This is a genomic window from Mesorhizobium sp. M2A.F.Ca.ET.067.02.1.1 (genome assembly GCF_004023285.1).
Taxonomy (GTDB): Bacteria; Pseudomonadota; Alphaproteobacteria; order Rhizobiales; family Rhizobiaceae; genus Mesorhizobium.
In genome coordinates, this window is sequence record NZ_RZSB01001389.1 from 1 (window position 1) to 532 (window position 532).

Sequence of the window (532 nt, forward strand, 5' to 3'; positions counted from 1 at the left end):
ACATTGCTCAAGCCCGCAAGCGGGCTTGAGTGGCGGCATGGACTTCTAAGAAGTCCATAAAGCACGCCCATCAGCCAACATTGCTCAAGCCCGCAAGCGGGCTTGAGTGGCGGCATGGACTTCTAATCCAGGCTGCTTGGCTAATTCATACGGAAAGGGCGGCAGAGATGCCGCCCTTTTTCGTTGCTCAAACGTCAACGCTGCGCCTCAGGCTGCTTCAGCGACAAGGCCATCGAGCAAAGCGCGGCCCTGCGGCCAGTCGCCCAATCCGCTTTGCGCGTTGATATGGCCGGCCGACCCGATGATGGCGATGCCGCTGCCCCACCGCGCCGCCCTCGCCTCGGCATAGTCGCGCGATCCGTAGGGATCGTCGGTGCTAGCGACCACCAGCGAAGCAAAGCGCAATCTGTCCTGGGGTATCCTGGCGAAGGCCATGCCGTAGACCGGGAACAGAGCCGCCATCGGGTCCGGAACCGCGACCAGCATGGCCGCGCGGACCGGACGCCGCGAAATTGTCTGCCAATGCGCGACC

At 63.2% G+C, this 532-nt stretch carries 1 protein-coding gene; it reads right to left on the reverse strand.

Annotation, left to right across the window (positions count from 1 at the left end; translation table 11 throughout):
* Positions 1 to 207: 207 nt before the first annotated feature.
* On the reverse strand, positions 208 to 532 hold a 325-nt coding region (locus tag EOA28_RS37980), incomplete at its 5' end, for an alpha/beta hydrolase (protein WP_148671220.1).